Origin of the sequence: Synechococcus sp. A10-1-5-1 (genome assembly GCF_023115425.1) — a bacterium.
In the GTDB taxonomy this organism is placed as follows: Bacteria; Cyanobacteriota; Cyanobacteriia; order PCC-6307; family Cyanobiaceae; genus Vulcanococcus.
This window is the reverse complement of record NZ_CP096032.1, coordinates 1179414-1201506: the sequence shown is the minus strand read 5'-3', so window position 1 is coordinate 1201506 and position 22093 is coordinate 1179414. Positions and strand designations below refer to the sequence as shown.

At 58.5% G+C, this 22093-nt stretch carries 29 protein-coding genes and 1 tRNA gene; 23 read left to right on the top strand and 7 right to left on the bottom strand.

Features of this window, described 5'->3' with window-relative positions:
* Positions 1-8 precede the first annotated feature (8 nt).
* The 6 genes from MY494_RS06630 (at position 9) to MY494_RS06605 (ending at position 4175) form a co-directional block, all read left to right on the top strand.
* Positions 9-794 (top strand): HAD family hydrolase, encoded by a 786-nt coding sequence (locus MY494_RS06630; RefSeq protein WP_247911903.1) that lies wholly within the window; start codon positions 9-11, stop codon positions 792-794.
* Positions 795-826: 32 nt separating this feature from the next.
* Positions 827-2074, top strand: a complete 1248-nt coding sequence (metK, locus tag MY494_RS06625; RefSeq protein ID WP_247911902.1) for a methionine adenosyltransferase — start codon at positions 827-829, stop codon at positions 2072-2074.
* On the top strand, positions 2071-3330 hold the full coding sequence (locus MY494_RS06620; protein WP_247911900.1) for an FGGY-family carbohydrate kinase: 1260 nt from the start codon (positions 2071-2073) through the stop codon (positions 3328-3330). The genes metK and MY494_RS06620 overlap by 4 nt, the downstream gene beginning before the upstream one ends.
* A 155-nt stretch (positions 3331-3485) precedes the next feature.
* Positions 3486-3755: a DUF2470 domain-containing protein gene (locus tag MY494_RS06615; RefSeq protein WP_247911899.1), complete on the top strand. Its 270-nt coding sequence runs from the start codon at positions 3486-3488 to the stop codon at positions 3753-3755.
* Between the two features lie 69 nt (positions 3756-3824).
* A tRNA-Phe gene (locus MY494_RS06610) sits at positions 3825-3897 on the top strand.
* A gap of 41 nt (positions 3898-3938) precedes the next feature.
* Complete coding sequence (locus MY494_RS06605) at positions 3939-4175, top strand: hypothetical protein (RefSeq protein ID WP_247911898.1); 237 nt, start codon at positions 3939-3941, stop codon at positions 4173-4175.
* A gap of 32 nt (positions 4176-4207) precedes the next feature.
* Here the strand turns inward: MY494_RS06605 and MY494_RS06600 are convergent, their stop codons facing one another.
* Complete coding sequence (locus MY494_RS06600; RefSeq protein WP_247911897.1) at positions 4208-4600, bottom strand: hypothetical protein; 393 nt, start codon at positions 4598-4600, stop codon at positions 4208-4210.
* A gap of 99 nt (positions 4601-4699) precedes the next feature.
* Here MY494_RS06600 and MY494_RS06595 point away from each other — a divergent pair, with 99 nt between their 5' ends.
* From MY494_RS06595 to MY494_RS06545, 11 genes are all read left to right on the top strand, one after another.
* On the top strand, positions 4700-5344 hold the full coding sequence (locus tag MY494_RS06595) for a chromophore lyase CpcT/CpeT (RefSeq protein WP_247911896.1): 645 nt from the start codon (positions 4700-4702) through the stop codon (positions 5342-5344).
* A gap of 28 nt (positions 5345-5372) precedes the next feature.
* On the top strand, positions 5373-5792 hold the full coding sequence (locus tag MY494_RS06590; RefSeq protein ID WP_247911895.1) for a hypothetical protein: 420 nt from the start codon (positions 5373-5375) through the stop codon (positions 5790-5792).
* Positions 5759-6346, top strand: coding sequence for a hypothetical protein (locus MY494_RS06585; RefSeq protein ID WP_247911894.1), 588 nt, complete (start codon positions 5759-5761; stop codon positions 6344-6346). Before MY494_RS06590 ends, MY494_RS06585 begins: the two co-directional genes overlap by 34 nt.
* A 61-nt stretch (positions 6347-6407) precedes the next feature.
* On the top strand, positions 6408-7136 hold the full coding sequence (locus MY494_RS06580) for a phycobilisome rod-core linker polypeptide (protein ID WP_247911893.1): 729 nt from the start codon (positions 6408-6410) through the stop codon (positions 7134-7136).
* 45 nt (positions 7137-7181) lie between these two features.
* Positions 7182-7853 carry a pentapeptide repeat-containing protein gene (locus MY494_RS06575; protein WP_247911892.1) on the top strand — a complete coding sequence of 224 codons (672 nt, stop codon included), beginning with the start codon at positions 7182-7184 and terminating at the stop codon, positions 7851-7853.
* Between the two features lie 112 nt (positions 7854-7965).
* Entirely contained in the window at positions 7966-8850 is an 885-nt protein-coding gene (locus tag MY494_RS06570; RefSeq protein ID WP_247911891.1) for a phycobilisome linker polypeptide, read from the top strand.
* Positions 8851-8975: 125 nt separating this feature from the next.
* Positions 8976-10592, top strand: a complete 1617-nt coding sequence (locus MY494_RS06565; RefSeq protein ID WP_247911890.1) for a phycobilisome rod-core linker polypeptide — start codon at positions 8976-8978, stop codon at positions 10590-10592.
* Positions 10593-10641: 49 nt separating this feature from the next.
* Complete coding sequence (locus tag MY494_RS06560; protein ID WP_247911889.1) at positions 10642-11340, top strand: phycobilisome rod-core linker polypeptide; 699 nt, start codon at positions 10642-10644, stop codon at positions 11338-11340.
* 292 nt (positions 11341-11632) lie between these two features.
* Positions 11633-12166: a phycobiliprotein lyase gene (locus MY494_RS06555; protein WP_247911888.1), complete on the top strand. Its 534-nt coding sequence runs from the start codon at positions 11633-11635 to the stop codon at positions 12164-12166.
* Positions 12166-12777, top strand: coding sequence for a chromophore lyase CpcT/CpeT (locus MY494_RS06550; protein WP_247911887.1), 612 nt, complete (start codon positions 12166-12168; stop codon positions 12775-12777). The genes MY494_RS06555 and MY494_RS06550 overlap by 1 nt, the downstream gene beginning before the upstream one ends.
* Before the next feature lie 18 nt (positions 12778-12795).
* Positions 12796-13107: a CpeR family transcriptional regulator gene (locus MY494_RS06545; RefSeq protein WP_247911886.1), complete on the top strand. Its 312-nt coding sequence runs from the start codon at positions 12796-12798 to the stop codon at positions 13105-13107.
* Here MY494_RS06545 and MY494_RS06540 read toward each other — a convergent pair.
* Positions 13097-14380, bottom strand: a complete 1284-nt coding sequence (locus MY494_RS06540; protein WP_247911885.1) for a HEAT repeat domain-containing protein — start codon at positions 14378-14380, stop codon at positions 13097-13099. The two genes, MY494_RS06545 and MY494_RS06540, sit on opposite strands and share 11 nt — an antisense overlap.
* Positions 14381-14528: 148 nt before the next feature.
* Here MY494_RS06540 and MY494_RS06535 point away from each other — a divergent pair, with 148 nt between their 5' ends.
* Positions 14529-14801, top strand: a complete 273-nt coding sequence (locus MY494_RS06535) for a hypothetical protein (RefSeq protein ID WP_247911884.1) — start codon at positions 14529-14531, stop codon at positions 14799-14801.
* On the opposite strand, the gene MY494_RS06530 is transcribed toward MY494_RS06535, so the two are convergent.
* On the bottom strand, positions 14798-15223 hold the full coding sequence (locus MY494_RS06530) for a DUF2656 family protein (protein ID WP_247911883.1): 426 nt from the start codon (positions 15221-15223) through the stop codon (positions 14798-14800). The two genes, MY494_RS06535 and MY494_RS06530, sit on opposite strands and share 4 nt — an antisense overlap.
* Positions 15224-15300: 77 nt before the next feature.
* On the opposite strand from MY494_RS06530, the gene MY494_RS06525 reads away from it, so the two are divergent.
* Positions 15301-16200, top strand: coding sequence for a HEAT repeat domain-containing protein (locus MY494_RS06525; protein WP_247911882.1), 900 nt, complete (start codon positions 15301-15303; stop codon positions 16198-16200).
* On the opposite strand, the gene MY494_RS06520 is transcribed toward MY494_RS06525, so the two are convergent.
* From MY494_RS06520 to cpeB, 3 genes are all read right to left on the bottom strand, one after another.
* On the bottom strand, positions 16188-16802 hold the full coding sequence (locus tag MY494_RS06520) for a HEAT repeat domain-containing protein (protein WP_247911881.1): 615 nt from the start codon (positions 16800-16802) through the stop codon (positions 16188-16190). The genes MY494_RS06525 and MY494_RS06520 overlap by 13 nt on opposite strands.
* 141 nt (positions 16803-16943) lie before the next feature.
* Complete coding sequence (gene cpeA, locus MY494_RS06515) at positions 16944-17438, bottom strand: class 1 C-phycoerythrin subunit alpha (RefSeq protein WP_010314769.1); 495 nt, start codon at positions 17436-17438, stop codon at positions 16944-16946.
* A gap of 57 nt (positions 17439-17495) precedes the next feature.
* On the bottom strand, positions 17496-18056 hold the full coding sequence (gene cpeB / locus MY494_RS06510; protein WP_247911880.1) for a class 1 C-phycoerythrin subunit beta: 561 nt from the start codon (positions 18054-18056) through the stop codon (positions 17496-17498).
* A 394-nt stretch (positions 18057-18450) separates the two neighbouring features.
* Here cpeB and MY494_RS06505 point away from each other — a divergent pair, with 394 nt between their 5' ends.
* From MY494_RS06505 to MY494_RS06490, 4 genes are read left to right on the top strand one after another with little or no spacing between them, the layout of a single operon-like run.
* Positions 18451-18660, top strand: a complete 210-nt coding sequence (locus MY494_RS06505) for a hypothetical protein (RefSeq protein ID WP_247911879.1) — start codon at positions 18451-18453, stop codon at positions 18658-18660.
* A gap of 33 nt (positions 18661-18693) precedes the next feature.
* Positions 18694-19278, top strand: a complete 585-nt coding sequence (locus MY494_RS06500) for a phycobiliprotein lyase (RefSeq protein WP_247911980.1) — start codon at positions 18694-18696, stop codon at positions 19276-19278.
* Entirely contained in the window at positions 19278-19979 is a 702-nt protein-coding gene (locus MY494_RS06495) for a 15,16-dihydrobiliverdin:ferredoxin oxidoreductase (protein ID WP_247911878.1), read from the top strand. Before MY494_RS06500 ends, MY494_RS06495 begins: the two co-directional genes overlap by 1 nt.
* Before the next feature lie 5 nt (positions 19980-19984).
* Positions 19985-20782 carry a phycoerythrobilin:ferredoxin oxidoreductase gene (locus MY494_RS06490; RefSeq protein WP_247911877.1) on the top strand — a complete coding sequence of 266 codons (798 nt, stop codon included), beginning with the start codon at positions 19985-19987 and terminating at the stop codon, positions 20780-20782.
* Here the strand turns inward: MY494_RS06490 and hemH are convergent.
* Positions 20779-21954 (bottom strand): ferrochelatase, encoded by a 1176-nt coding sequence (gene hemH / locus MY494_RS06485; RefSeq protein ID WP_247910766.1) that lies wholly within the window; start codon positions 21952-21954, stop codon positions 20779-20781. The genes MY494_RS06490 and hemH overlap by 4 nt on opposite strands.
* Between the last annotated feature and the right edge of the window lie 139 nt (positions 21955-22093).

Sequence of the window (22093 nt, the reverse complement as noted above, 5' to 3'; positions counted from 1 at the left end):
GCTGAGCCATGGCTGAGCTCCTGTTGCGTGGCACGGAGCTTGGAGCCATTGATGCGGTGCTGTTCGACAAGGACGGCACCCTCAGCATCAGTGAGCCCCAGCTACTCACCCTGGCGGAAGCCAGGGTTTTTCTCTGCTTGGAGCAGGTCAGCGTGGAGCGGCGTGACCCGCTGAAGGATTTGCTGCAGCGGGCCTATGGCCTGAAGTCCGACGCCATCTGTCCGGCTGGCATTACCGCGGTGGCGAGCCGAGATCACAACCTGATCGCCACGGCGACGGCTTTTGTTCAAGTCGGTGTTGGTTGGCCAGAGGCGCTGGCTCTCAGCGAGCAGGTTTTCGCAGAGGCCGATGCGGTTGATGCTCGCCGCACTGTGGACGCCCCGCTCCCCACAAGTTCCACCACTGAGGGGCTCTTCCTTTGGCTTGAGCAGTTGCAGGTGGTCGGGGTTCGTTGCGCCGTGATCAGCAATGACGACATGGCCGGCATCGAGCACTTTCTTGGGGCCCACGGCTTGCGCGGTTACTTTTCCGGGCTCTGGAGCGCTGAGCATCGTCCCCGCAAACCGGATCCCGCTGCGGTTCACGGGCTTTGCGCGGAGATGGGCGTTGATGTCAGCCGCTGCGCCCTGATCGGTGATGCCAATAGTGATCTGCGCATGGCGGTCGCCGCAGGAATCCCCCATCCCTTAGCCCTGGGCTATACGGCGGCCTGGAGAACCCCACCCCCTTTGGCCGAACCCCATCCCTTGGTGCATGCCTGGAGCGAGTTAAGTGTCCGCCCGTCCCTCCCTTAGGTTGGCTCTTAACTAAGAACCCAATTCTGGGAATGAGCCGATACGTCTTCACCTCCGAGTCGGTGACCGAGGGGCATCCCGACAAGATCTGCGATCAGGTGAGTGATGCGGTTCTCGACGCCCTCCTCGCTCAGGACCCCGCCTCCCGTGTGGCCTGCGAAACCGTGGTCAACACCGGTCTCTGCTTGATCACCGGTGAAGTCACGACCACCGCCAAGGTCGACTACATCAGCCTGGTGCGGGGTGTGATTCAGAAGATCGGCTACTCCGGTGCCCGTGCTGGTGGTTTTGACGCCAACAGCTGTGCGGTCTTGGTGGCCCTAGATCAGCAGTCCCCCGACATTGCCCAGGGCGTTAACGAAGCGGACGACCACGCCGGTGATCCCTTGGATCTGGTGGGTGCTGGTGACCAGGGCATCATGTTCGGCTTCGCCTGCAACGAGACTCCCGAGCTGATGCCGCTCCCCATCAGCCTGGCCCACCGTCTTTCACGGCGTTTGGCTGAGGTGCGCCATGACGGCACCCTCCCCTATCTGCTGCCTGATGGCAAAACCCAGGTCAGCGTCGTTTACGAAAACGACCAGCCTGTGGCTATCGACACGATCTTGATCTCCACCCAGCACATCTCCGAGATCGACGGGGTGAGCGAAGAGAAGGCCATTCGTGAGCGCATCTCTGCTGACCTCTGGGCCCATGTCGTCGAGCCCGCCACTGCGGACCTGACCCTCAAGCCCTCCAAGGACGGCACCCGTTTCCTGGTGAATCCCACCGGCAAATTTGTGGTCGGCGGCCCCCAAGGCGACGCCGGTCTGACTGGCCGCAAGATCATCGTGGACACCTATGGCGGCTATGCCCGCCATGGCGGTGGTGCCTTCTCTGGCAAAGATCCCACCAAGGTGGATCGCTCCGCTGCCTATGCCGCCCGCTACGTCGCCAAGGCCCTGGTGGCCGCTGGTCTCGCCCGCAAGGCTGAGGTTCAGCTGAGCTATGCCATCGGTGTTGCCAAGCCCGTCAGCATCCTGGTGGAGAGCTTTGGCACGGGTGTGGTCAGCAATGACGACCTCACCGCCTTGGTGCAGGAGCACTTCGATCTGCGCCCGGGCGCGATCATCGACACCTTCGGTCTGCGCAGCCTGCCTCAGCAGCGCGGTGGTGGCTTCTATCAAGACGTTGCCGCCTATGGCCACTTCGGTCGCAGTGATCTGAACCTCCCCTGGGAGAACGTCGATGACGTTGCTGCCACCTTGAAGCAAGCCACGGCCGCCCGCGCAGCCGCTTGATCTCCAGCAGCCTTGAGCCGCTGGGCCTGGGAATTGACCTGGGTACCAGCGGTTTGCGGCTGGCCCTGGTTGATCCCTCGGGCACCCTTCTGGCCGAGAGTTCGGGCGATTACCCCAGCAGTTTTGAGGATCCACTGGGCTGGCGTCAGGGGGTGATCGCTCTCTGCGCTGAGCTGCCTGAAGTTCTACGCGACCGGGTGAGCGCTGTTGCTGTCGATGGCACCTCAGGTACGGTCCTGGCCTGCGCAGCCAATGGTGAACCCTTTGGCAGTGCGCTTCCGTATTTCCTGGCCTGTCAGGAGCAGGGCTCTGCGTCGGCCGAGCTCGCGGGCAGTGCTTCGGTGCCCGCGGGCAGTGCCAGTGGCAGCTTGGCCAGGGTGCTTCGGTTGCGGGCTGAACGCAGGGACGACGGGGTCTTGTTTCGGCATCAGGCCGACTGGCTCAGTGGTTGGCTGATCGGGGATTGGCGCTTCGGAGAGGAGGGCAACAACCTGCGCCTCGGATGGGATCTTCGCCAGAGGCGCTGGCAGGGCGCCATCGGGGATCAACCCTGGAGTCGGGCCCTGCCGGAGGTGATTGCGTCGGGTACTGCTCTTGGGCCCTTGTCGCAGACCGCCAGGACCGCCCTGGGATTACCGGCTCACTGCCAGGTGGTGGCCGGTAGCACCGATGCCAATGCGGCTGTCTTGGCTGCTGATCCCCAGCCTGGTGACGGGGTCACGGTGCTGGGAACCACCCTGGTCCTGAAGCAATTTGCTGAGGAACCGTTGACTGGCCCTGGCATCAGCTGCCATCGCGTCGCGGGCCGCTGGCTCGTAGGGGGCGCGTCCAACGCCGGGGCCGGCGTCCTCCGCCAGTTCTTCTCCGATTCCCTACTTGTTGAATTGAGTCGTCAGATTGATCCGCGCAGTAGCAGTGGTCTGAATCTGCGGCCTTTGCCCCGGACGGGAGAGCGCTTCCCGGTGGACGATCCCTCCCTTGAGCCGATTCTTGAGCCCCGGCCCATCAGCGATGCCCTCTACCTGCAGGGCTTGCTGGAGGGCTTGGCGCGGATCGAGGCCCAGGGCTGGTCTGCACTGCAGCGTCTGGGAGCTGATCCGATCCAGCGTGTGATCAGCTTGGGCGGTGGTGCCCGCAATCCTCAGTGGCGCCTGATCCGTCAGGGCATCCTGGGGATTCCAGTGCTGAACCGCCCAAGCTGCACAGCAGCCTCAGGGATGGCCAGACTGGCGCTTTCTGCCGCTTGCCCTCCGTGAAGGAACGCCTTGCCTCTTGGCTCTCCATCGCTTTGTTCGTGGTTCTGGCGGGGTATGTGGGCTTCTCAGGGGTTCGCCTGGGCCTCTTGCTTTGGCAGCGTTTCGCAGGGGCTTAGGGCAGGGGTCAGAATCAACTCGCCCTGAACCGCGTCGCCATGTCCGCCGACCCTCTCACTCCCGCTGTGAGTGACCGGATTTGCAAGCACATGAATGACGATCACGCCGAGGCGGTGCTGGCCTACGCCCGTCATTACGGCGGTGTTGAGGCCCCTGTCTCGGCCAGGATGCTGGCTGTTCGTCCAGAAGTGATGGAGCTTGAGGTGGATGGGGCCAGTGTTGAGGTGTGCTTTGACCACACCCTGACCGACAGTGAAGACGCCCATCGCACCCTTGTTGCCATGTTGCGGGCCATGCCCAAGGCCTGAGTCGCTTGCTTGAACAGCCCTGAGGACGGGGGGCTGTGATCTAAGATGCACGGGTCGCGAAAGCGACGGGCCGGGATAGCTCAGTTGGTAGAGCAGGCGATTGAAAATCGCCGTGTCCCCAGTTCAAATCTGGGTCCTGGCATTCATCAAACCAATAGTTGACCGCGTAAGTCGGACATCTTTATGCCAATCAGCATTCCCGATAAGCCTGGCGAGCTTTTTGATAATGCCGATAGCTTCGGTATGGTTTTTGATGCTGCGTTCAAGCGGCAGGCCGATGCCGGAGGCCAGGAAAATCTGAGCCTGCAAGAGAAAAAAGATTTAGCGATCCAGGCCTGCTCCGATCATCCTTTTTTCCTGAGTAACCCCCAATTGGCATCCCAAGTGGCTGACTTCAGGCTGCGTTTATTCGGCCTCTAGTGCATTCTGATTAGACCTTCTGCTCGCACTGTTTAAGCGGCAAATTCATCCATAAAGGGCTGCTCAACCTCATCTGGGAATGGATTCTCTTCAAGGAATTCTTCCTCATTCTGAATCTCTTCGACTACCTCGGGACTCACAGCGTGCGCCGAGGTTGGGTTGGTGAGCAGGTCTTCAAGCCGGGCAATGCGCCGTTCGGTGCACTCAAGCGTTGCGGCGGTCTCTAGGTGCAGCCCTTCCGTCGGTTGGATCTCGGCCAGTTGATTGGCTTTTGCTTCGACGGCCCCGAGCCGTTGTTCAAGCTCAAGCAGTCGGAAAGTCAGCGATTCGCCAATGATGCTCAGTGCTTCCAGGCTTTGGCTCAGCGATGCGAGGACGTCTGGCTGTGAGCGGGCCTCAGGGTTGGCTGACGATCCTGCCGACATGTGAGGAGATCTGGAATTGGCTGGATGGTATCGGCTTTAGGGCAAGACGCAACCGTCTGGACTGCAAGTAGAAGGCGGTGCGCTTGCATTGTGACGACGTTGGATTTGGTTAATCCAAGAGAGTGTTATCCTGATTTTATTGATTTAAGTCAAGTGGCAGATCTTGCTGGTGAGCTAACGCAAATGCTGTCGGGCAGCTTTAGCAATCAAGCGCAGGCATTTGAAAACCCACCGCTGTATGGAAATATTCTCGTTCGTATTCGCCCAATTCCTCATCTTCAGGCCCATAGCCTCTTGCTAGAGCAGGCTTATGCGATTGCACCGAATGAACCTTATAGGGTCAGAGTGCTGCGGCCGGGGTATCTCGAAGATGGGACCCTTTCCATTTTGAATTTCGCGATCGAGTCTCCTGAGCGTTTTTACGGTGCTGTTGAGCAGCCAGCAAGGCTCGCCGAGCTTGTCGAGACTGATTTAAGGCTGCTTTCCGGTTGCACCTATTGGGTGGATAAGACCAGTGAAGGATTCATTGGAAAGGTTGAACCTGGCTGTCATTGCAAGGTATTTCGCAAAGGCCGTGATTCCTATCTGTTAAGCGAGTTTGAGTTGACCCCTCAAACGATGCAAACCATTGACCGTGGCTACGATCCTGACACCCATGAGCACCTTTGGGGATCAATTGCCGGCCCATTCCGTTTTGAAAAGCTTTGCGACTGGAGTCAAGAAATACCCCCCAGTTGGAATTAAGTTCGCTCTACGGACTCTCGGTTGAGCAATGAAGCGCCTTCTTGATTCCGACATTGACAGGCTTCGTCTGCTGTCCGGTGGAGATCGTGAGCTTCGGTTTGATCGAGACGGAGAAGTCCTACGGATTGATCTTCGAGAAGATTATATTCAGATGTGGCAAGACGAGGCCGCTGTAAAAGGGAATGAAGCCAATCTATTTTTGGCTTGTGAGAATTCAGGCGGAAATCTTGAGGCGACAAAATTGACCTGGGTCGTCGGCTCTGCTATTCGTCCTGAGACGGTTCAGACCAAGGAGCAGTTCACAGAGATCCTCTTGAGCCTTGGTGTTTCCAAGAATCTTGCCTCCATGGCCCTCGAGCACTGCCCCGGTTTGATTGGCACGATTGCCTGGGCGCTTTATTTTGAGAGGCACGGATGGTTGACGGCAACTCCAATCTGCAATCTCTGATTCGTCGGGCAAAAGTCTTCAACGTCGACCTTTTCGGGGATCTTCCTGCTGATCTCCTGCAAATCCTTGTAGAGGCGAATCGCTGTAAGCATCAGCTCAGTGATGCTGAGTTGGCTTTGTTTTCGGTTTATTCCAACCTACCTTCTGATCAGTTATTAGCGCTGAAGGGTCTGGTTGATCCTTGTGTTCGTGAGGCCCGTTCAGCTTTGGCGCTGCAGCATCCCGAGTTGTTTGTTGCCGGTGGTGCTTTGGCAACTCCAGAGCGTGCCGAGGCTTGTTGGCGTGATTGCGAGAACTTCTTTCGTGTTGTGATTTACGCCGTTGCCGCAGCCCGTCCTCGCTTCAGTGATCAGCCGTCTATTGATGCCTTGAATGAGCTGTATCAGCTGATGAATGTTCCCACGGATGGTCTCGCTTTTGCTTTGAGCCAGTTGAGCGCGATTTCGAGCGCATCCTTTGAAGCGCTGTATGGCCGATCTCCTGTCTTGGCCTTGCTTCAAGACTCTTTTGATAATTTACATGAACTGCTTTTTGGTGGCTCTGTAAAGAGCTAAGAAGCTTTTTCTGGGAGCGGCCGGGGCCCATTGCACTATGGCCGCAGCGCATTGATGGTTCATGGCTCTGCCTCTCCTGGAAGCTCCTTTTACAACGCAGAACTCCCGGGTCCCCCTGAAGGCTTCCATGCAGGGTGGCAGTGCTCCTTTCGCTCAAGACGAGCGTAAAGCTCTCATTGAAAAGTCGTACAAGCAAATCTTCTTTCATGCCCTGAAGGTTGATCGAGAGCCTTATTTAGAGTCGCAATACCTCAATGGTTCGATTACGACGAAGGACTTTATTCGTGGCTTGCTTCTTTCGGATCGGTTCCTGAGCGACTACTACCAGTGCAACTCCAATTACCGCATGATCGACCAGGTCATCGGTCGTGTCCTAGGCAGGCAGGTTTACTCCAATGAGGAGCGGTTGCGCTGGTCGATTGTGATTGCTGAGCAGGGCTTCCCGGCTTTTGTGGATCAGCTGCTAGATAGCGACGAATACATCTCTAACTTCGGTTTTGATCGGGTTCCGTCCCAGCGCTCCAGGCTGTTGCCGGGTCGAGCCACCGGTGAGCTGCCGATCTATCAGCAATTCCCCCGCTATGGCTCGGATTGGCGCGATGCCATGGCCGAACGTGCTCCGGTTTCTGCTGAAGCTTGGGCGTCGTCCGGTCAGGTTTCAGAGGCTTGGGTCAATGGTCAGCCTCCGGCTTGGGCCCTGAAGGCGTGGCTCGCTGTGGCCGTGGTCGGTGGCGTCGAGATCACCCGTGTGTTGCTGACTGTCGCTTTGGCGGCTCTGCGCCACTCCTAATCTCTGCCAAGTCCTTAACGTTTCGCCCTCACTTCACTGAACCCAGTGCTTGACCTTCTGCAGTGGCAGCCCCCTGAAGACCTGCTGCCAACGGTCGGTTCTGCGGCTCCTCTTGATGCCAGAGGTGCCGATTGGAGTGGACGGGACCTTGCTGGGATTGATCTTCAGGGTGCTGCGCTCTGCAGGGTTGATTTGCGAGGGGCCGATCTGAGCGCCTGTGTGGTGGATGGGGCTGATCTACGCCTGGCGCGTTTCGACGCATTCACGCGCTTCCCTGAAGGCTTTGATTACCGCACCTCGGGAGCTGTCGGTCCTGGGGCCAAGCTGAATGGCGCTTTTCTGAACAGCGCGGATCTGCGCGGGTTGGACCTGCGTGGATGCAATTTGATGGGGGCTTATCTCAGCGGAGCAGACCTCAGTGGTTCGCTGCTGGATGGCGTTCGCTTGGTTGGTGCTGACCTGCGTCACGCTGTTTTACGGGGAGCGTCCTGTGTGGGCGCCAGCTTCTCGGGCTGTCAGTTGGACTTTGCAGATTTCAGGGCTGCCGATCTGACCTCCGCTCGCCTCGAGGGAGCAGAAACGCTTTCCGGTGCTGATTTTTCGGGCTGCTTGGGACTCGAGTCTGAGCGGGCGGCACTGCTGTCCAGGCCTTACAAGGAGTTGGACACCTGGAACCCGCTTACCCGTGAGACGACGCGCACCAGCCTCGGGGGCTAGGACTCCGTTGAGTCACGCAACATTGAGAAACAATTGGTTGAGCTTTATGAAGGCGGGAGCCCCCTGGTTTCCTTTGCCCTGAGGATGAGTCAGCTGATTCCGTCCGCAGCCCATGCCCTTCGGTCCTGCCTCTCTCCTTGGGGTTGAGCGCTTCTCTCAAGAGAGCGAAGCCCCCCTCGAGCTCATTCCTGGCGATGACGACGCCAAGAAAGAGCAGATCATCACGGCTGTTTATAAGCAGGTCCTGGGCAACGCCTACGTGATGGAGAGCGAGCGTCAGCTCGTCCCCGAATCCCAGTTCAAGCTGGGTGAAATCAGCGTGCGCGAATTCGTGCGCAGCATCGCCAAGAGCGAGCTCTACAAGGCGCGCTTCTTCGACGCTTGCCCCCGCTATCGCTACATCGAGTTGGCGTTCCGCCACCTGCTGGGCCGGGCTCCCGTTGATTTCCAGGAAATGAGGAATCACGCCGAGCGCCTGGACGCCAAGGGCTACGAAGCCGATATCGATAGCTTCCTGGACTCCGACGACTACCAGAACACGTTCGGCGAGTGGACCGTTCCCTATCAGCGCGGTTGGAAGACCGAAAGCTGCGGGACGATGCAGGAATTCACCTGGAGCTTCCAGCTGCTTCGCGGCAACAGCAGCAGCAGCCTGAAGGGTGACCTGGCTGGCATTTCCAGCAAGTTGGGCGGTGCCGCTTATCAGAACCGCCCGATGGCGGTTGTTCCTCCTTCTTCTGTGGAGTCCCAGGGCTTCAGCTTCCGTCCTGCGAAGAACCTGGCGGATGCAGCAACCCGTCTTGGCGTCGGTGCTTCCGACCAAGGCAAAACCTTCCGCGTCGAGGTCACGGCCTACAGCGCGAACAACGTTCGTCGCGTGTCCCGTTACACCCGCGGCAACCGTGTCTACTACGTGCCCTTCGACAAGCTCTCCGAGCAGTTCAAGCGCATTCACCGCGAGGGCGGAAAGATCGCAAGCATCACCCCCGTCAGCTGATCTCTAGGCCCTCGCTTCAGGGCGAGGGCTTTCAAAAGCTGGATGACTGAGCAGAGCCAACTGCCCAGTCATCGCAGGGAGCGACACCTGCCTTCTGAACAAGGATCTCCCCATCTCATCTTCCCATGCCTGCCAATCGTTCGAATTCCCTTGGCTTCGGTGCCACCCAGTTGATCGAGGGTCCCGTTTCCTACAGCCGCAACCGCATGCCATCGGCGGATGCGGCGTTGACCAACGGGTCTTTCCGTAACCAGGATCTTTCGCCAGCTCGCGACGAATTTGCTCCTGACGACGAGACGGCACTTGCTGTTGTGATTCGAGCGGCTTATCGCCAGGTCTTCGGTAACGTGCAGCCGATGGAGAGTGAGCGCTGCATCAGTGCTGAGTCCCGTCTGCGCCAAGGCGAAATCTCGGTGCGTGAATTCGTTCGCCAGCTGGCGAAATCCGAGTTCTACCGCGCTCGCTACTTCGAAGCGGTTGGTCCGCACCGCTCCGTGGAGCTGAGCTTCAAGCATCTGCTCGGCCGTGGACCATCAAGCGAAGCCGAAGTCACGGCCCAGGTAGCCCAGATGGCCACTGGGGGGTTCGAGGCGGCGATCGATCATCTGTTGGATTCAGACGAGTATTTCGCAGCCTTTGGCGAAGACACCGTTCCCTATGCCCGCAGCTGGGGTTCGACTCCTGGGATGCCCCAGGCGAGCTTTAACCGCATTGCAGCACTCGAGCAAAACTTTGCCGGTAGTGACACTGCGATCGGAGCCAGCAGCCAACTCCTCGGCAACCTCGCTAAGGGCAACAGGTTGTCGATCAAGGTTCCAGCGCAGGTGTACCGCAGCGCTGGCGGAGCTGGCGGTTTCACTGGAACGAGCAGCGGTCGCACGGCGTTTGCTCCGGTGAAGCGCGCTCTGTCTGACGGTGGAGACAGCGCTCCGATGCGTGGCGATCTGTATGTGGGCTTTGGTCTTGGTCAGCGCGAGCAGGAAGTGTTTGCTCGCACCTCCGGCGACTCCGCCGATCAGATTCAGGCACTGATGCGCTCTGCCTACCGCCAGGTGATGGGTAACCCCCATCTCATGGAGAGCGAGCGCAGCCTGACTGCGGAGAGCAAGTTTGCCGAAGGCCTCTCCAGTACCCGTGAATTTGTTCGGGCCATTGCCCTGTCCGCTGAGTACAGCCGTCGCTTCTTTGAAAGCAACGCTCCTTACCGCTTCATCGAGCTCAACTTCAAGCATCTCCTGGGTCGTGCTCCCACCTCTCAAGCTGAGGTGAGCGAACACATTCAGCGTCTGGCCAATGAGGGCTATGAAGCTGAAATCAACAGCTATCTGGACTCTGCCGAGTACCAGGAAGTCTTCGGTGAGGACACGATTCCTTACCAACGGATTGCAACCGAAGCCGGTCGCTCCCAGGTGGCCTTCAACCGCCATCTCTCCCTGTCACAGGGCTATGCAGCGAGTGACACTGTTCAGTCGGCCTCCAGTCTCGTGGCATCCGTGGCCACGAATGGTGTCCCCACCAATTGGAGTAGCACCACCCAGCGCATCAATCGGGTGGCTGCCGCTTCAGGCACCACTGAACCCACTGGCAAGCGCTACCGGATCGTTGTTCAGGCGCAGCCCGCAGGTGGTCGTCAGCGCACTCCGAATGCCAGCTATCTGGTCTCGGGCAAGGACATGACGTCTCAGTTGGGCTACATCCATCGCCGTGGTGGGCGGATTGTCTCGATCACTGAAGTGATGTGATCAACCTCTGATCACCAACGCTTGATTGACCACAACATTCATTCCTCCCATGACTGATACCACTGCTGTAATTCGAGCTGCCTACCGCCAGGTCTTTGGCAATGCTCACTTGATGGATGAGGAGCGTTGCACTTCAGCCGAGAGTCTGTTTGTCAATGGCGATCTGACGGTTCAAGGCCTTGTCACGGCCTTGGCTCAGTCCGACACCTATCGGCGTTTGTTCCTCGAGAAAAACGGTCCCTATCGTTTCGTCGAACTCAACTTCAAGCACCTGCTTGGGCGTGCACCCCATAACCAAGCTGAGGTTAGTGAGCACGTTCAGCGTCTCGCCAATGAGGGTTACGAGGCTGAGATCAACAGCTACACCTTCAGTGATGAATACATCGGGGCTTTTGGCCTCGACCATGTTCCCTCGATGCGTGGAGCATCCACCCAGGTCGGTCAGAGCAACCTGAGCTACACCCGATCTGTCGCGATGGATTCTGGCTTTGCCGGCTTCGATGGCTCGAGGCAATCACGCTTGACCACAAGTCTGGGAACCGCCTCTGCACCTGCTGCTGGGCCCAAGCTTCCTGGACCTGGAAACCGTGATGGCAAGCGCTACACGATCAAATGGACCACAGCCGCTCCGGTGGGTGTGCGTCGCCGCTCCGTGCAGACCAGCACGGCTCCCTACAGCTCCTTGAGCACGGCCATTCAGGGGATTCAGCGCCGTGGTGGGCGCATCCTTTCTATTGCGAACACTTAATCCTTGATGCCTTGGGCCGCGGTCCAGCCCTGTTCTGAACGATGATTGAGCCCGGAAGGTTGCCTTCCGGGCTTTTTTATGGCCCACCGGCGTTTCACGGTCCAACTCTGATGCCCTCGAATTCTCAGCGTCATCGTGACCAGCGATCCAGTGTTGAAGCCAAGGCTTCTGGCTCGGGGTCTCAGGCGGCTTCTGCCATGTCGATGATGGTTGAGTCGATGGTTCACATGGTTCAGAGTGCTCGCGACGGTTCTCCCTCCAGCTTTAACGAGCGGATCTAAGTAGCAACTGAATGAATCTGACGTCGTTTGTTGAGCGCAGCGCAGGAACCTGGCGCTCCATGCGAAGTGGTCATTCCCTTGCTTTTCAGCAATTCGAAGAGGTGCTCAGTCAGATCACGATTGAGCAGCTCACATCTCATGATCAACGGGTCCTGGACCTCCTTGAGTCCACTTCCCAGGATCCAGCGTTGATTCAGTGCCCCTTCCGAATGGAGTGGAGTGCCGAGAGCGACTGGGAGCCTGACGACCCTTCAGAGGTCTCGAGTGGCTCTTGTGTTCTCGTTCCTGTTCCTGAGGATCAGACCAGTGGCGCTCTGCTTCGCAGCGTCGGTTATGCCGAGGCAGAGCAGGCCATCTCTCAATACCGTTTTCTCTCTGATGGCACCTTTGTGTTGACCACAAAGTACGGCCAGTCCATTGCGGAAGAGCGGATCTGGTTTGTCTCAGAGCATGTGCGCTGCCGTTCATCAGTCCTTCGTACTTCGGAGGGTTCGGGAGTGCTGCAAACGTCGTTTGCTTCCGAAGTCCGGCGGCTCACGCTCTGATGCACGATTCGCTTCTCTTTGCCCGCACGCTCTGCGGTCACTACAGCAACCGTGCCCAGGCCCAGGCAGATCCCAGCAAGTTCGCCCATATCAATATCTTCTTTTTACCGCTCCCCTGGGATGTGCTTCAGGCACCCGGCTTCTATTCCGAGCAAAGTTATGACCACGATCCCTGGCGCCCTTACCGCCAGGGCGTCCACCGTTTACGGGCAGGTGAGTCTGGAATTCACATTGTGGAGAACTTTGGTATCAGTAACGCCGAACGAGTCGCGGGTGCGCCGCAACACCTTCCACTGCTAAATGAGATCAAGATTGATCGCCTGCAGCCGCGTTGCGGTTGCTCGATGCATTTCACAGGTGACTCCAAGCTTGGATATCAAGGTTCTGTTGAGCCGGGTAAGGGGTGCTTGGTCCCGCGCGATGGCAAGCTCACTTACCTCGTCAGCGAGGTGTTTGTTGATCAGTCGTCGTGGGCGAGTCGAGATCGAGGCTTTGACCCTGATACCGATCAGTTGGTTTGGGGTTCAGAGCATGGATTGCTGAAGTTTGAGCGGTTGGCTTTCCTCGCGGAACACCTTCAAGAAGACTGGCTCGTTGGCCTGAGCGATTAGCCGCCAGGGGGTTGTCTGATGCCGGTTTCTCCATCCGAGAACCAGTTGCGTGTATGGATTCGCTCCCAACACCTGATTTGCTTGGGAACGGACTTCATTTTTGAAACGGTGGATCAGGCTCAACTGGAGCGTTTTGAGCGCTGTCTGGTGGAGATCGGCGGTTCCATACGCACTGTTGAGGCCGTCGGGAATTGGCCGATGGGACCGAATCGTGCTTTCAAAATCCTTCGTGCCACAGCCAGTGTGCCCAGGCCTGGCGGGGAGAAGCTTGTGCAGTACTGGGCTTCCCGCGGTTCAAGCCAGACCCGCTACTCCGAGATCAGTCGCTAAACGACTCGATCCTTGCTGTGACAAATGGGTTCGGATCCTCTGTCCGGGTTGGTTGAAGACCGAGCTGCTCCATCGCCATCAGTGCCGCATAGCGGCTTTCCCAAAATGGCGTCTGCTCGGGATCACTCCAACGCTCGAGCTCTTGACGACATCGCTCGGGTAGAACCGTTGCGAGAGTCAAAATGGCTGCCGGTTTTGATTTCATGAACTGCGGACGCAGTGTGTCCGCGGCATCCATCAGCCAGGTTCCGATTTCGCTTAGGGCCGCATCGGGCCAGTTCACCAGTTCTTGAAACAGGTGGATAAAGAAATAGTGGGCTCCATAGTCGTTGTGCGCTTCCTCCTCCCAGCGCTGCTTGATTAACGGCCAGATGGTTTCCGCGGATTGTCCCTTGAGGTTCTGGAGGGCGAGATAGCAACGGCTGAAATCCGTGCCAAAAAATTCCTGCAGAAGGAAGGCATGCTCTGGAGTCTGGTCATACCGATGCACCAACACAAGATCCTCTGGCTCATCCTGCAGGAGTCCATCAATTGCAGTGGTCAGAGAGAGACCCCTGCACTCTTTGGTCTGTTCTGGCCACAGGGCTTTTAGGGCTCTTAAGCGAAAGGCTGGTGAGACAGGTGCTTTGAGCACACTTGGCAATAGCTCTATGGAACGTGCGTCAATGATGTCCTGGATTGCTGCCTGCCGGTCCATCTGGTTTGGCAGAACGAGGTGGTCCTCAATGGCCTCGAGATGCGCTCGTTCGTCGATCAGTTGTGCCAATGCTGCTCGTGCGGCACCACGTACCCCTGGTTGGGGATCATCGATCAGTGTTCTGATGCGTTCGACGGCCTCTTTGATCTTCAGGCCGGCAAGGCTTTGAATAATGACTCGCCTGTTTTGCCTTTCATCCTGAAGCAGGTTGGTGAGGCGTTGATGCAGTGTTTCGTCTTGACAGTTGAGCTGCTGCAGTGCCCAGGCACTGTTTTCAACGAGGTAAATATCGTCGCTATCCAGGCATGTACCAATGACAGGTATGGCCTGCTGTGCATTGAGCTGACCCAGAACTTCAACGGCTTTGCGTTGCGCGAGCTTGATGGATTGGCTCTCACTGGCCTGCTCTAGCAGTGTGATTAAGGCTTCTTCCGATGCATCGCCTGGGAAGTTGATCAGGTGAGAAGCGGCCATGTAGTAATCACTGGCCGCTTCTAGGTCCGCTTCTGCCAGTGTGAGGATGCGGAGAGCCTCCTCGTGCGATAAGCCCAGGTGGATGTTGTTGAAGCGACTCACCGACGCACCCTGCGAAGATCGCAGACGTTTAAAACAGAGTTGACTTTGGTTCCTCAGGGACCCGGACTGCGCTCTCGTTAAGAACTATCTACGGGCTGGCTCCCACTCCGCGGGGTTGGCAACCTGGACCCAGTCAGCTCTAGGCCCTATGGGACCGTCACTTTCCAATGCTTTGACAGTGACTACTGGCATTGGCACCCGTACCGAGCTTCATACCCCGCGGCATGTACGTGTTCCTCTGGGCGCCTTGTCGCAGGCCATGCGCGCCATGCGTCAAAACGGTTCTCCAGTGATCGCTGTCCAGCGCCATGCCCGGGATCTGATCGCGTCAGGCGCGGAGCAGACGCCTGAGCGAACCATGGAACGCACCGCGAAGACGGAGGCCAAGCCCCGGCGCCGCAGCCGCAAAAAGCAGGGTTAGCCCCGCTCTTCGAAGACACCATCAACGGGACGGCCTTGCTTCAGTCCGTCCCAATTAATGGCCTTCAGGAAGGCGTCCCCATCGCTGGTTTCGACGACGTCAACGCCCCAGCTCCCTTGTTGGAGAGGTGAGCCCGGCATCCCCTGGCTGTCTTTGCGTCCACCCAGTGCAAGCAGCTCATGGTCCTCTGCGTGGCCCATGGACTTGCGCATTGCACGCCAAGAGCGTGTTAGCTCCAGAGCAAGGGCGGCGGCGTCAAGCTCCGACTCGATGCGGACAAGCCAATGGGGGTGCTCCAGTGGCTCGGCGACGGCGATGTGTGGGCTGCTCACTTTTAGACCTTCTGCCAGCGCGTCAGCAGTCAGACCTGGCACTGCATCGGAGTGAACCTGCAGGTTGTGTGAGAGAACGAAGCAGGTCATGGCAGCTGGAGTGTGACGAAGACCATAAAGCGTGAATCTGGCGGTCGATAATTCAGGATCGCTTGATCCCCGTGCTCGTGCCCGAGGCCCACTCTCTATCCGTCAACGGGCAGCCCCAGCAGCTCAACGAACAGGAAGCGAGTCAGCTTGCAGAAGAGCTCAAGCAACAACTTCGCAGCGGGAACTTACCCCCGAGTGACACGGACGCCATCGAAAAAATGGTGGCTGGCCTAGGTGATCCGAGGGGCTTGATGCGCCTGACCTTTGCTGAGAGTCTCGGTGTCGTCGGCAAGGCAGCCGTGCCTTCTCTTTGCCGCGCATTGTCAGGCCATGACAGCGTCACGGTTCGACGAGCAGCCGCAAAGACGCTGACCTTGATCGAAGATCCCCGGGCGCTTCCTGTTCTGCTGGAGGCTCTCCGCAGCGACCCCGATCCAGTGGTCCAAGGGTCTGCGGTTGGCGCGATGGCGGCGGTCGGAGCTGAGGCCATTCCTCTGCTGCTGGACGTTTTGATTCATCCAGAGAGCACGGCCATGCAACTGGGGCTCGCCAGTTGGGCGCTTGCATTCGTCGGTGCCCGAGCCCCTGATGCCCTTCGGGACGCCGCCTCATCGGAGCATCCAGAAATTCGCTGTGCGGCGATCGCAGCACTCGGGGATCAGATCCAAAGCCTGGCGGATGACGTCGCTAAAGATCTTGTGGTTCGAGCCCTATCTGACGTCGATGCCGATGTTCGTGCCGAGGCGGCAACGTTGCTTGGCAAGCTCCATGACCCGGTCTGGGCTGCACCTCAGCTGGAGCCATTGCTCCAGGATTCAGTTGGTCAAGTTCGCAAGAACGCTGCGCTTTCCCTGATGAAGCTCAGGGCCACCCGATCGATTGATGTGCTTCAAAGCCGGTTGGACCAGGAGATCCAACCGGATGTGCAGTCCGTTCTGTCTCTTGCGATCAGTCAGCTCAAGAATCAAGAGGCCTGACGAGCCCGGAGGTCCCTGACCCGCATGATGGCTGAGTTGAGGGTTTCTTTGACGTAGCTGTCCAGCTTCTCTTCGTTGAGGAGAGTGTTGAAACCTTGCTCCACAGAGGGATCATCAATCTCCGCAAGGGCATTAATGGCCGCCACTCCCTGAGCGGGGTTCTCCCCGCGGCTCACCTCAAGGAGCAATGACACGGCTTGTTGCCCCACCTGACCGAGGGCCATCACCGATGCCACGGCGACAACGGGTGATTCATCGTTGAGTCCATCCCGTAGGACGGTCATGGCTCCTTCGCTGAAACGAAGTCCCGGATAGTTTGATGCGAGTTGTGCATAGGCTTTCACGCAGCTTGCACGAACCGTCGCCTCTTCCGTGGCCTTAAAGCAATCGGCAATGGGCTGCATTGCTGTCTCGCCAAATGATCCCAATGCCCGTACCGATGCTCTTCTCAGTCCAACATTGGGCTGACTGAGTAACCCAATCAATCGAGGGATGGCTTCGACTTGCCAACGCTCAGCCATGGCCGTAAAGGCTTGGGTTTGGATATAGGGATTCGGATGCTCTAGGTCTGCAAATAACTGGTCTAGTTCTTGGTTGCTCACGGTGATCTTGGGTCCCCCACTTCGTTTCCGGTCACCTTAATCCTCCGCTTCTCTTCTTCGCTTTCTTCACCCTTGAGGTGCAAGAAACCAAAAAAAAGGAGGCCCGAAGGCCTCCTGCACTCATCTGATTCGGTGAAGAGATCAGGAGAGGGCGTTGATGGCGTAGTCGAGGTAAGCCTTGAACTCGTTCAGAGCCTGGGGGCTCATGTCGCGAGGGGAGCAAGCCCGGTCGCGGGTGAAGGTCAGAGCTTCGACGTATGCAGCGGTAGGCAGACGCAGGGTGCGGTACACCTCACGAGCGCCAGCGATGCCCCACTCATCCAGAGGGCCGGTGCCGCCCACAACCAGGCAGTAGTTGATCAGGCGGAGGTAGTGGCCCAGATCGCGGTAGCACTTGTCCACCTTGGTCTGGTTCTCACCAGCCTCACCGGGCTGCTTGAGGTAGGGGTACTTGTTGAAGCAGGCATCGCCAGCTTCCTTGGTGACGGCGTCGAGGCCGGCAGCCAGCTTCTCAGCGGCTTCCAGGCGAGCAGCGGCGCGCTGAATGTTGCCCTGAACGGCTTCGAGGTCGTTCTGGGAAGGGAAGCGACCGGCTGCGTCAGCGGCGGTCACAACGGTGGTTGCAACGGATTTCATCGTTGAGATCCTTAGATGGAGGTTTGCGTAGAAAAGAGAGAGCTAACCCTCGTTGATTCAGCTGAGGGCGCTGATCACGCGATCGAAGTAGGAAGCAGCTTCGGCAACCAGTGCAGAGCAGTCGCCCTGGACGGTTTCCATCTTGCGGAAACGAGTTTCCACGGGGTTGGTGCCGGTGGTGTTGGTCTCGTTGATGTGAGCGGTCGAGGAGGCCTTCATGATGGCCACAGCACGAGCTGCGGACTGAAGGGGCACACCCAGAGCCACATAGGTCTCCTTGAGGCCGTTCAGGCAGCGGTCATCCAGCACGGATGCGTCGCCGGCCAGCAGGGCGTAGGAGATGTAGCGAAGAACGATCTCACCGTCGCGCAGGCAAGCAGCCATGCGGCGGTTGGGATAGCAGTTGCCGCCGGCTTGGATCAGGCCGGTGTTCTCGCAAATCATGCCGGTCACTGCATCGGAGACGATGCAGGAGGCGTTGGAGGTGATTGCGTTAACGGCGTCGAGGCGCTTGTTGCCTTCGGCGATGAAGCCTTTGAGGGCAGCGATGTCGCCACCGCCGATGGCAGCGGTTTTGGCGTCAGCGCTAACGACGGCGCGGGAGAATGCGTCGAGCATGAGAGAGCAGGACTTTTTGGGGGGGCTGAGGCCACCTAAAGCAGCTGACTCAAACGTTCGGCGGACCGTTTGTTTGGTGTCTGCTCCCGACGTGATTTCAGGTGAACTGAATTCTTGGCGGTGGTGACTTTGCTTTGGCCCACTGGGTCAAGGCACGAAGAGAACCTAAGGGCAATCCAGTGGCGGCTTCCCCATTCCGCCTCAGATACGCAAACCTTCTTTATGAACCATCCTCAGCTTCTGCTGATGTCCTGTGCTGCAGCGGGTCTGGCGGTTTTGGGTTGACCAATTGAGGCGCAATTGGTTCGGCTCTTCGGATTTATTTCAGATTTGATCTGTCGGCAACGGCAGGCCAGCCCCCCTCCTAACTTCTCCGCACACGGCTCCTTTTGTGATGGACGCAACCCCTCAGGACATCCAGGAGTCCATTGAGCAGCTCATCGCCTATCGGGATCGTCTGCGCCAAGACGTCATTGCCATGGGGCAGAAGCTCAAGCTTCCCCAGGCCAAGATTGATCGCACCTTGGCGGATCACCCGGAACTCACCCGCTTAGAGGAGGTCCTTGGGCAGCTCCAAAGCCAGTTGGCCCAACCTCAAGCTTGAGTCGTGGCGGTTCCCTTTGTCGTCCCGATGTCCATGCGGGACTTCTTCTTGGCTAGCCGTGGCGAGTGGATGACCCGCCGCGCTGTCCATCATTTGGATCATCAGGACGACGAGTTCGCTGACTCCAACCTGATCATTGAGCCGTTTGATCAGCAGGACCCTGTGACTGCCAAGGTTTGCGACAGTCTTGACTTTGACCTTGTTGCTGCAGCTGGTGGTGCTCGGTTTTGGTGGGAAAGCAACCTGAAAGAGAGCAGTCGTTCCGAGGATTACGCCGCAGTCCTTGTCGATGCTCCGAACCCTTCGGATCCCACCCGTGGCTTTTTGCTCAGGGACAAGGGATATGTGGAGAAGAAGCCGGTCTTAAGTGAGTACAGCTTTGCGGCGGACGGGCTGCTGACCATCACGACGCGCTACGACACCAACGTTGGTATTGAGCGCTGTTGGTTCGTCACCGATCAGGTACGGATGCGGGTGAGTTCAGTCCAGTTCCTTGATGGGGTCTCCATGACGACGTACTGCACCGAGTTCCGCTGCCCGTCATCCGATGACTTGGCTGCAGCTCGGCAACAGGCCCAGGCGCTCGTGTCGCACTACTCCACTCCAGGAGGGGCGTGATGTTTGATCCTTTTCTGGAGCATTTGCACGCCGGTCTCAAGGAGCGTGGTGCCGAGCCGCTTGAGGTTGAGCCTCAATTCGCCCTGAAGCAGTCGGACAAGCAGAGCAGCACCATCCGCAGTTGGCTCTGGAACGTCCCTGGATTTCGCCGTTGGCGCGTCACACGCCTGGACGCCGGCGACACCTTGCAGGTCCTGAACTCGGTTGCCTACCCGGACTGCAGCCTGGACCACCCGATTCTTGGTGTGGACTTGCTGTGGTTTGGGGCGCGCCAAAAGTTGGTGGCGGTTTTGGATTTTCAGCCGCTTCAGCAGGGAGAGGCCTATCTCCAGCGCCATTACAAGGAGTTGTCAGCTCTGCATGAGCGCTACCCCGACCTCAGTGGCGAGGAGACCATGCGCTCCTTTGACCCCAATCAGTATTTCTCGCCCTGGCTGCTGTTCTGTCGCGGCGGTGCCGAGGAGGCGCAGACCTCACTGCCCCCTGCCTTTGAGGGGTTCATGGGTGCCTACTGGCAGATGCACGATCGTGCCCGCAGCGAAGCCGGGCAGCTCACTGCCGAGGAGGTTGCTGACTTGCAGGTGGCGTACGACCGCTATAGCGCTGAGCGTGATCCCGCCCATGGCCTGTTTTCAAGCCATTTCGGCAAGCCATGGGCCGATGCCTTTTTGAGTGAGTTCCTCTTCCCCGCGCGCCTGTGAATCCGATGTCTGATCCTGCGGCCACACGGGCAAGCAGCCTCGACCCTGTTGCGCTCCCTGATTGGCGGTGGCAGTGGTTTCTGGATGAAGCGATTGCCATGCTGAAACCGCTTAACCCTGATCCGTATCCCATTGATCCTCAGTTCCTCACCCGCGAGGGAGTGACGGGATCCAAGGCCAAGCCTGTTCCTGTGGCCACCGCAACCTGGGCATGCCAGAGCGAGAAATTTCGTCAGGTCCGAGCGGCCTGTGTCTCAGCGGGGATGGCGGCCTCAGTTCTGAACTTCGTCATTAACCCTCGGACGCGCTACGACCTGCCTTTCTTTGGCGCTGATTTGGTCACCCTTCCCAATGGCCATTTGTTGGCACTGGATCTTCAACCGGTCGATCGGGGAGATCGCCAACACACTCAGGCGGTTTGGGAACAACTCCTGCCGATTTTCGAGCGTTGGAAGCAGGCTCTTCCTGACGGAGGCCCGATTCCCGAAGAAGCCCAGCCCTACTTCTCCCCGGGGTTCCTCTGGACACGGATTCCGTTGGGTCCCGAGGGGGATCAGCTGATCGAGACGGTCATTCGTCCCGCGTTCCAGGAGTACCTCCAGCTTTATCTCAGCCTCGAGGCGACGGCGACCCCAGTGTCTGCGGAGCGATCAGAACTGTTGTTGGCAGGCCAAAAGCGCTACACGCGATACCGCGCCGAGAAGGATCCCGCTCGCGGGATGCTCAGCCGTTTCTACGGCTCGGAATGGACCGAGGCCTACATCCACGATGTCCTCTTTGATCTCGAGGCTCAGTCCGTTTAAAGCAAGCCGATGGAATGAAGAGGCCCACGACCGCTGAGCAACTCGAGCAGGAAAGCGGAGAAGCCGAGCATTGCCAAGCGACCGTTCCAGACCTCTGAGCTGTTGTTCCATCCCCAGGCCCACTTGTCTTGGGGGTAGAGCTTGACCTGTGTGGGAAGAGCGGCGGCTTGATCGAGGTTGACTTCTGGTCCTTCTAGGGCGTGTTGGACGAGGTTGGCCAGACCGTTGATAAAGGACGGTGTGGTGTCGAGAGCGGGAACGCGTCGGAAGTTGGTGATGCCGGCTTCCGTTGCGATTTCGCGGTATTCGATATCGATTTCCTCGAGGGTTTCGATGTGCTCGCTGACAAAGCTGATCGGGACGACGACGAGGTCCTTGACGCCGGATTCACCGAGTTCGTTGAGGGCGTCGTCGGTGTAGGGCTTGAGCCATTCCACCGGCCCGACGCGGCTTTGGTAGGCCAGGGTGAAGGGATTGGTGTGGCCGAGATCAGCGGCCAGCTTGTCCATGATCAGCTGGGCGCAGGTTTCGATCTCCTTTTGATAGGGATCACCGGCTTCCTCGACGTAGCTCTTGGGTACGCCGTGGGCGGAGAAGAAGACGTGGGCGTCAGGGGGGTTGGGGCAGGCCTGGATTTCTTTGCCGATGAGTTCGGCCATGGCGCCGATGTAGCCGGGGTCGTTGTAGTAGCTGCGGATGCAGCGGATGGGGAGTTTGGAGAAGGAGGGATCGCCCTGACGCAGGCGTTGCAGTTCGCGGAAGCTGGAGCCGCTGGTGCTGATGGAGAAGTGTGGATAGAGGGGAAGGACGACGACCTCATCGATCCCATCGGCCTTGATGTCGGCGACGGCCGATTCGGTGAAGGGATGCCAGTAGCGCATGGCCACGTAGCTGGTGGCCTCAATGCCGCGTTGGCGGAGGGTGCTCTGGAGCTCGCGTGCCTGCTGCTCGGTGATGCGACGCAGCGGTGAGCCGCCACCGATGGAGCGGTAGGCGGCTTGCGACTTGCCAGCACGCAGGGAGCTGATCAACCAGGCGAGGGGCTTCTGGAGTGCGGGATTGGGTAGCCGGATGATTTCCGGGTCCGCGAAGAGGTTGTAGAGAAAGGGTCCGACGTCCTGAATGCGCTCAGGGCCGCCGAGGTTCAGCAACACCACGCCGACCTTGGCCATGCCCTGGTCCACTCACAAACAATGGAGTTGACCGTAAGAGGCGCGAAGCGGGTCAGGCGGAAAACCGCATGGACCTCAAGAACTTGTCATCCCTTCTGGCTCAAGCCCAGTGGGATGGCCCTGGTTAAACATTATGAAC